Raw genomic sequence first — 612 nt, forward strand, 5'->3', positions numbered from 1 at the left:
CAACCTGTCGCCGTCCCCGGCGGAACCCGCCACCACAGCGTGGAAGACAGCCTGTTCGGCGACGCCTCCACATCCAGCCGCGAGAGCACCCCCGGCCTCGCCCTCCCCGGCAGAACCGGCCACATCCAACCCGAACACCAGGCTCAACCCCCGCGGCAGCGGCTCACCGGCGCCACGAACGATCAGCCCCCCGTCACCACCACCCGACCCACCCCCATCGACGTCGACTCCCAGATCCCCACGCACTCCAGCCCCGCAGCCGAACGGGCCCTCGGGGCCGCCGCATACATGCTCTGGAGCACACCAACCCACAACCCACCCGCATGGGCACGCGGCGACGAACTCCCCACCCTCACAAACCAGCAGATCGACGACATCATCACCCTCGCCGAAACCAATCCCCACGCCACCTTCGGCGGCATCTGGGACCACATCGACGCCACCTACCACATCCAACTCCCACCAGAAGAAATCAACCGCCTCCACCACCAATACGCACTCCGCGCCCACGACACCCAAGAGGTCAGCCAAGATGTCAGCCAAGAAGTCAGCGCCACTGGCATACCTTACTTGCAAGCCGCCAAGCAGTGGTACGAGAAACACGGCAACCTC

At 65.8% G+C, this 612-nt stretch carries 1 protein-coding gene; it reads left to right on the forward strand.

The window, feature by feature from the left end; translation table 11 throughout:
• Positions 1-39: 39 nt before the first annotated feature.
• Positions 40-612, forward strand: a 573-nt coding sequence (locus ACRWND_RS30930) for a hypothetical protein (RefSeq protein WP_431955306.1), incomplete at its 3' end; no start/stop codon positions are given.

It is taken from the genome of Actinacidiphila sp. bgisy167 (genome assembly GCF_965342175.1).
Classification (GTDB): Bacteria; Actinomycetota; Actinomycetes; order Streptomycetales; family Streptomycetaceae; genus Actinacidiphila.